The following is a 6,358-nucleotide window of genomic DNA, read 5'->3' on the forward strand; positions in this document are numbered from 1 at the left end:
GCGCCCCCGGCGCCGCCTCGCCGGTCGGGCGGTCGTCGGGGCGCTCCCCGTCCTCGCGACCCGAGCCCGGCTAGCCCAGGGACGCGAGCAGGTCGCGCAGGCCTGCGTGCATGCGCGGCAGGCTTCTGCGCACAGTCGGCAGTGCTCGTGCATCTGGGCGTGCGACTCGCACTCGTCGGCACAGGCGCGGCACACCGTCGCGCAGGTCTCGAGCACCGCGCGCAGCACGTCCGGCGTGGGCTCGGTCCGGCGGGTGAGCACGCGGGCCGTCGCGTCGCACACGTCGGCGCAGTCCTGGTTCGTGCGGACGCAGCGGCGCAGGTCGGCGACCATGTCCTCGGCGAGGCACGCGTCCGCGCACGACGTGCAGGTGCGCGCGCACTCCGCGCACGCCTCGAGGCAGGCCAGCAGCAGCGCGTCGACGTCGCCGCCGCTGAAGGGATGGGTCCGGAGCATCGGTTCGGTCATGTCGCGGCAGTACCCGGACCCACCGACGACGAAACCTCCGCCTCCGCTCAGAGTGCTGGCGGACGCCGGGCTCCGTGGCGACGTCGCCGAGCTGGTCGTCCAGGTGCCCGTCGAGGGCCCGACGGCCCGCGGCCCGGCGACCGAGCGGCAGCACCGTGCGGCCCCGAGCGCCCTCCAGCTCGAGCGCGAGTGCGGCGTAGACGCCGAGCACGGCGAGCACGATCCCGACCCAGCCGGCGGCCTCCATCCACGCCCGGCCACCGACCAGATGGGCGACGCCGGTGACCCCGAAGCGCACGGCGCTCGTCAGGACGACCGACGCCGGCACCACCTTGCTCGTGGCCGCCGCAGCCGGGACGAGCAGGCAGACGGCCGACCCGACGAGGACCACGCCCAGCCCCTCGCTCGTGGCACCGGGCGGCGAGGTCAGCGTCGCCAGGCACACCGCGCCCCAGGTGCCGGACAGGATCCCCATGCCTGTCACGGCGACCGGGTCCCGGGCGAGGGAAGCCCATGACCGCGGCCACGAGCTGCATCGGCACGGTCAGCGCGAGGACGCCGAGCGCGACCGTGCGGCCCTGGTCGGCCGGGACCCACCCCAGCTGGACGGCGGCGAAGGCGGTCGTCGCCACGGACAGGGCCAGGAAGCCCAGCGGCAGCGGGGTCGCGATCGGCCGCAGCACCACGCGGGCCGGCACGGAGTGCTGCGCGGGGCATCCGTCCGTCCGGCGGGTCGGCTCGTCCATCGTCGTCCTCCTCAGCCGGTGACCATGATCTGGGCGGCGGTCTCCTTGACCTTCGCGTTGGCCCATCGCATCTGGCGCAGCGTCTGCGGGTGGCACGCCTCGGCGACGGCCAGCAGGTCCGTGTCCCGCATCGCCTGCGCCGTCTGGGCCAGGACCTCCCAGTCCAGCGACGCGCCGGCGGCCCTCCGGTGGACGTGCCGCAGGTCGGCCAGGAGCAGCAGGTTCGGCTCGTGGAAGCGGCCCGTGAGCTCGGAGCCCTTCTGCCGCAGCCGGGCCCGCAGCGTGTCCTCGTCCTGCGGCTCGGCGTCCAGGTCCAGGCCGTACGCCCGCCCGGCCGCGCTGAGCCGCCGGACGTGGATCTGCGACCAGCGGGCGATGTCGCGGGCGACGTGGAAGACCTCGTGGTCCACCTTGTGCCGGTCCGACACGGTCAGCAGCGTGCCGGCCAGGTCGTTCTCGACCCGGTGCAGCTCCTCGACGGCCGCACCGACCTTGTTGCCGTGCAGGCTGCGCAGCGTCCCCTTGATGGTCATCGCGATCCTCCCGCGGTGGGTGATTCCTGCTCCGTGGCGAGTGCCGACGCGTCCCCGCGGGTGGGCGGCACGTCGGAGGCGACCGGCCGTGAGGCGGTCGTCGTCGGAGCCGGTGACGGCGTCCCGTCCGACGTCTCGACCCGCGTGGCCGCGGCGGCCGCGGTCTTGAAGATCGGTTGCTTGGACGCCGGGTCCCAGTCGGTGAGCGTCAGCTCGTTGGCCGCGCGGCCCTCGTCGCCCGGCTCGTGCCCGGCCGCGGTGTCCCAGTAGCCGTCGACGTGGTTGGTGCCGATGCCGCCGTGGGCGATGAGCCGAGCGTGTAGTACTCCTCCAGGAACAGCTGCCCGGTCGTGTAGAAGCCGATCGACGAGGGCCCGCGCTCGGCGAGCAGCTCCCGGGTGCGTCCGGCGACCGCCTCCATCGCGGTGTCCCAGTCGGTCTCGACCAGCTTCCCGTCCCGTCGGACCAGCGGTTTCGTCAGCCGGTCAGGGGACGCGTTGGCCTGCCAGCCGTAGAGGTCCTTGGGTCCCAGGCGGCCGTGGTTCACCCGGTCGTCGGCGCGGCCGCGGACGCCGACGATCCGGCCGTCCTTCACGGCGATGTCCAGGGCGTCGCCGTTGGAGTGCAGGATCGAGGCCGTCTGCACCCAGCGGTCGACGTCGTCGGCCTCGAGTCCGTCAGCCAGGTGCGTGTCGACCCGCTTCGGCCAGTCCTCCCCCGGGCCGTAGGGCGTCCTCGTCCCCCACGGCTCGGCGATCCGGTCCGTGCGTCGCATGGCGAGCTCCTCTCGTCGGTCTCCTCGTCGGTGTCCCGCAGCGTTCAGTCGGTGCCCGAGAACCGCGGCACGGGACGTTCCAGCGCCTCGGCCTGCGTCGTCACCGGCCCGTTCTCGGCGATGTCGTCGATCAGCCACTCCATCTCGCGGATCTCGCGCCGCTGCGTCTCGGAGATCCCGTCGGCGAGCTCGCGGACCCGCACGTCGTCGATGTCGGCGCGCTCGCTGGTCAGCTGGGCGATCGAGTGGTGCGGGATCATGCCCTTCATGTAGGCGCGGTCGTCCACGAGGGCCTGCGTCCGCGAGAGCGTCAGCGACACCGCCGCCACGGCCACCGCCAGCACGACCACGACGACGTTGCGTCGGGCGTCGCGGTACATCGAACCGGCCATGAACGCGAACATGATGAGCGCCATCACGCTGCCCATCAGCAGTGCCATGTAGACGCGTTCCTCGCTGAGGTGGACGTCGCTGGCGACGTACACGTTCGTGTAGGTCAGCGCGAGCATCGCGCAGGTCGACACGGCGATCATGAGGGCGAACCGTCCGTACGGGTGCGGCCGGTGCTGCTGTCCGGCCTGGTCGTGCTGCTCCACTGCTCTCCTCCGTCCAGGGCCGGCGCGGGCCCGTCGTCGTGGGGTCCTACCCGCGACCGTCGGTCACGAACCGGGCAGGGCTCCTCCGTCCAGGGCCGGCGCGGGCCCGTCGTCGTGGGGTCCTACCCGCGACCGTCGGTCACGAACCGGGCAGGTCACCCAGCGCCCACCCGTCTCCGACGTCGGAGCTGCCGACCACGCTCAGCTTCCCGTCGGTCTCGAGCACGACGACCGCGAGCTGGTCCAGGCCGCCCTTGCCGGCGGCGCGGACCTGCGCCCGGACGTCGTCGGTCGACAGCCGGTGCCGGTGCATCACGTCCTCGAGCAGGCGCCCGTCGCGCACGATCACCACCGGCGAGGTGGTCACGACCCCCCGCACCGCCCGGGACCGGCTGGTGCCCAGCGCCACCAGCAGCTGGGCCGCGGCCAGCAGCGCGAACGCGACCGCGCCCTCGGACCAGGACACCGTGCTGTTCAGCGGGATCGTCGCCAGGGTCGAGCCCAGGGCCACCGTGACCACGAAGTCGAAGGCGTTGAGCTGGGCCAGCGTCCGTTGCCCGAAGACGCGGACGACGAGCACGAGCGTCCCGTACGAGGCGGCGCCCACGAGCAGCACACGGACGATGTCGGACCAGGTGTCGAACCACATGCCGACCGTGTACCCACTCGCCGCCGACTCGACCACCGCCCGTGGCGAGGCGGGCCCGCCGCCGCTGTGCTTGGCTCGAGCATGCGCATCGACCTCGCTGGGCGCACCGCCCTCGTCACCGGCTCCACCCAGGGCATCGGCCGCGCGATCGCCGCGACGCTCGCCGACGCCGGCGCCCGGGTCGCGGTCAACGGACGCCACGCCGACCGCGTGCAGACCACGATCGACGAGCTGCTCGCCGAGTCCCCTGGCCGCGACCTCGTGGCGGCGACCGGCGACGTCACCGACGCCGACGGCGCCGCCGCGGTGCTGGAGGCGAGCGGGGTCGTGGACGTCCTGGTCAACAACCTCGGCATCTTCGGCTCCGAGAAGGCGCTCGAGATCGACGACGACGCCTGGCGCCGCTACTTCGACACGAACGTGCTGTCGGCCGTACGACTCATCCGGCTCACGCTGCCGGGGATGATGGAGCGAGGCTGGGGCCGGGTGCTCAACATCGCCAGCGACTCGGCGGTGGTGATCCCGGCCGAGATGATCCACTACGGCACGTCCAAGACCGCCCTGCTCGCCGTCTCGCGCGGCTTCGCCAAGGAGGCCGCCGGCACGGGCGTCACCGTGAACGCGGTGATCGCCGGGCCGACGCACACCGGCGGCGTCGAGGACTTCGTCCACGAGCTCGTCGGCCGGACGCTGCCGTGGGACGAGGCGCAGCGCGAGTTCATGCGCGTGCACCGGCCGCAGTCGCTCCTGCAACGGCTGATCGAGCCCGAGGAGATCGCGAACATGGTCGCCTACCTCAGCTCGCCGCTCGCGTCGGCGACCACCGGCGGCGCCGTGCGCGTCGACGGCGGGTACGTCGACGCGATCCTGCCGTAGCGGGCTGCTCGCGTCCCGGGCGCATGTCGGTGCGCACGGCTACGCTGTCGGCGGGCCACTCGCCGACCGTCTGGAGGACGTCGTGGGGATCGAGCTGAGGAACGTCGCCAAGACGTACCCCGACGGGACCGTCGCGGTCGCCGACTTCTCCTGCGTCGTGCCCTCGCACCGCACGGTCGCCCTGGTCGGCTCCTCCGGGTCGGGCAAGACGACGCTCCTGCGCATGGTGAACCGCATGGTCGAGCCGACCTCCGGCGCGGTCCTGGTCGACGGCACCGACGTGCGCGAGCTCGACAAGGTCACGCTGCGTCGTCGCATCGGCTACGTCCCTCAGGCCGGAGGGCTGCTGCCCCACCGCACCGTGGTCGACAACATCACCACCGTGCCCGTGCTCACCGGCACGCCCCGCCGGGCCGCGCGCGCCGCGGCCGTCGAGCTGCTCGGGCTGGTGGGGCTGGACGACTCGCTGGCCCGGCGCTACCCGGCCCAGCTGTCCGGCGGCCAGCAGCAGCGCGTCGCGGTCGCCCGCGCCCTGGCCGCCGACCCGAACATCCTGCTGATGGACGAGCCGTTCGGCGCCGTCGACCCCATCGTGCGGCGCGAGCTGCAGGACGAGATGCTGCGCATCCAGGGCGAGCTGGGCAAGACCATCGTCCTGGTCACCCACGACGTCGACGAGGCCTTCCGGCTGGCCGACGAGGTGGTCGTGCTGCGCGCCGGCGGCGTCGTCGCCCAGGCCGGCACGCCGCAGCAGGTGCTGGCCGCGCCGGTCGACCACTTCGTCCGCCGCTTCGTCGGGGCCGACCAGGAGGGGCGCGCCCTCACGACGGTCACGATCGAGGGCCGCCAGGTCGTGGTCGACGGTGCCGGACGTCCGCTCGGGACCCTGTCGTGACCTGGCTGCGCAACAACGTCGACTGGACCGTCGAGCTGACCCTCCAGCACCTCGCGTTGTCGGTCCCCTCGATCGCCCTCGCCGTCGTGGCCGCGGTGGCGCTCGGCCGCGTCGCTCACCGGCGGCCGCGGCTGCGCCCGTACGTCCTCGGAGCCGCGAGCATCGTGTACGCCGTCCCGGCCCTGCCGCTGCTCATCGTCATCCCGCTCGTGCTCGGCGTTCCGCTGCGCTCACCGGCCACGCTGGTCGTGGCGCTCGCCCTCTACGGCACCGCTCTCCTGGTGGGCACCGCCTGCGACGCGTTCGACTCGGTCGACCGGCGCGTCCACGAGTCCGCCGAGGCCGTCGGCCACGGCCGACGGGCGCTGTTCTGGCGGGTCGACCTGCCGCTGTCGGTGCCCGTGCTGCTCTCGGGCGTCCGGGTGGTCACCGTCAGCACCGTCGGCCTGGTGACGATCGGGGCGCTGGTCGGCATCTCCAGCCTCGGCACGCTGCTCACCGACGGCTTCCAGCGCGGCATCACCGGCGAGGTGCTGGTCGGTGTCGGGCTCACCATGATCCTGGCCCTGCTGCTGGACGGGCTGCTCGTCCTGGCCGGACGCCTGCTGACGCCCTGGCTGCCACGGCGGCCGTCCCGCGCACAGCCGGTCGCCTCCGGCGAGGTGGTGCCGTGAACGTCCTGCTCGACGCACTGGCCTGGATCCTCGACCCCGGCAGCTGGACCGGTGCCGCCGGCATCGCCGCCCGCCTGGGTGAGCACCTGGCCGTCACGGCGGCCGCCCTCGTCCTCGCGGCGGTGCCGGCCTGCCGCTGCGGCGTC

General features: G+C 73.6%; 8 protein-coding genes. 3 read left to right on the forward strand and 5 right to left on the reverse strand.

The window, feature by feature from the left end; genetic code table 11:
- From AC2W7G_RS07405 to AC2W7G_RS07425, 5 genes are all read right to left on the reverse strand, one after another.
- The coding region (locus tag AC2W7G_RS07405; protein WP_485867864.1) for a four-helix bundle copper-binding protein at positions 1–468 on the reverse strand (468 nt) is incomplete at its 3' end.
- 757 nt (positions 469–1,225) lie between these two features.
- A complete protein-coding gene (locus AC2W7G_RS07410; RefSeq protein ID WP_485867865.1) occupies positions 1,226–1,747 on the reverse strand; it encodes a hypothetical protein in 522 nt (173 codons plus the stop codon).
- Between the two features lie 208 nt (positions 1,748–1,955).
- Positions 1,956–2,522 carry a molybdopterin-dependent oxidoreductase gene (locus AC2W7G_RS07415; RefSeq protein WP_485867866.1) on the reverse strand — a complete coding sequence of 189 codons (567 nt, stop codon included), beginning with the start codon at positions 2,520–2,522 and terminating at the stop codon, positions 1,956–1,958.
- A 44-nt stretch (positions 2,523–2,566) separates the two neighbouring features.
- The gene (locus AC2W7G_RS07420; protein WP_485867867.1) at positions 2,567–3,118 is read right to left on the reverse strand and encodes a DUF305 domain-containing protein; all 552 of its coding nucleotides are present in this window, start codon (positions 3,116–3,118) and stop codon (positions 2,567–2,569) included.
- A gap of 139 nt (positions 3,119–3,257) precedes the next feature.
- Positions 3,258–3,767: a DUF421 domain-containing protein gene (locus AC2W7G_RS07425; protein WP_485867868.1), complete on the reverse strand. Its 510-nt coding sequence runs from the start codon at positions 3,765–3,767 to the stop codon at positions 3,258–3,260.
- An 81-nt stretch (positions 3,768–3,848) separates the two neighbouring features.
- On the opposite strand from AC2W7G_RS07425, the gene AC2W7G_RS07430 reads away from it, so the two are divergent.
- The 3 genes from AC2W7G_RS07430 to AC2W7G_RS07440 all read left to right on the forward strand — a co-directional run bounded on the left by AC2W7G_RS07430 (position 3,849) and on the right by AC2W7G_RS07440 (position 6,212).
- Positions 3,849–4,643 (forward strand): SDR family NAD(P)-dependent oxidoreductase, encoded by a 795-nt coding sequence (locus AC2W7G_RS07430; RefSeq protein ID WP_485867869.1) that lies wholly within the window; start codon positions 3,849–3,851, stop codon positions 4,641–4,643.
- Positions 4,644–4,725: 82 nt separating this feature from the next.
- Positions 4,726–5,538, forward strand: coding sequence for an ATP-binding cassette domain-containing protein (locus AC2W7G_RS07435; RefSeq protein WP_485867870.1), 813 nt, complete (start codon positions 4,726–4,728; stop codon positions 5,536–5,538).
- Positions 5,535–6,212 carry an ABC transporter permease gene (locus AC2W7G_RS07440; RefSeq protein WP_485867871.1) on the forward strand — a complete coding sequence of 226 codons (678 nt, stop codon included), beginning with the start codon at positions 5,535–5,537 and terminating at the stop codon, positions 6,210–6,212. Before AC2W7G_RS07435 ends, AC2W7G_RS07440 begins: the two co-directional genes overlap by 4 nt.
- The last annotated feature ends 146 nt before the right edge of the window (positions 6,213–6,358 follow it).

Source organism: Aeromicrobium sp. PFPM2_SD2 (genome assembly GCF_057364525.1).

Coding starts and splice junctions, on each gene's coding strand:
- AC2W7G_RS07415 (WP_485867866.1), bottom strand. CDS start 2,522: ATGCGACGCACGGACCGGATCGCCGAGCCGTGGGGGACGAGGACGCCC.
- AC2W7G_RS07425 (WP_485867868.1), bottom strand. CDS start 3,767: ATGTGGTTCGACACCTGGTCCGACATCGTCCGTGTGCTGCTCGTGGGC.
- AC2W7G_RS07410 (WP_485867865.1), bottom strand. CDS start 1,747: ATGACCATCAAGGGGACGCTGCGCAGCCTGCACGGCAACAAGGTCGGT.
- AC2W7G_RS07430 (WP_485867869.1), top strand. CDS start 3,849: ATGCGCATCGACCTCGCTGGGCGCACCGCCCTCGTCACCGGCTCCACC.